Origin of the sequence: Streptomyces sp. WM6386, assembly GCF_000972385.1 — a bacterium.
Lineage (GTDB): Bacteria > Actinomycetota > Actinomycetes > Streptomycetales > Streptomycetaceae > Streptomyces.
In genome coordinates this window covers 1-364 of sequence record NZ_JXTE01000633.1, presented here as the reverse complement: position 1 = coordinate 364, position 364 = coordinate 1, and the positions used below count along the sequence as shown (strand labels likewise).

The 364-nt window shown below is 68.7% G+C and carries 1 protein-coding gene; it reads right to left on the bottom strand.

What is annotated here, in order from left to right; translation table 11 throughout:
- Positions 1 to 364, bottom strand: a 364-nt coding sequence (locus TN53_RS43025; RefSeq protein ID WP_046264371.1) for a serine hydrolase, incomplete at both ends; no start/stop codon positions are given.

Sequence of the window (364 nt, the reverse complement as noted above, 5' to 3'; positions counted from 1 at the left end):
TCCGGGTCCCGTACGAACTCAGCCTTCCAGTCGCCGTCGGCCGTCTTGACGTGGCCCCAGGCGCGGTCGGCGGCCTTCGCGTAGTCCTCGAAGCGGGAGCTGGTGGAGTTCATGCCGGCCGGCTTGTACAGGGTGTCGGCGGCGAGTTTCTCCCAGGACACGCCCTTCTCGTCCGCGACGGCCTGAGCGGCGGCCGTCAGGCCGAAGTTGGTGTAGGCGTAGCTGGCGCGGAACGGCGTCAGGGGCTCGTAGCGCAGGTGGGACAGGACGTACGCGCGGTAAAAGCCGAGGTATTCGAGGAGGTATCCGGCGTGGTCGGGGAGGCCGCTTCGGTGCGAGAAGAGGTCGGCGACCGTCACGTGCG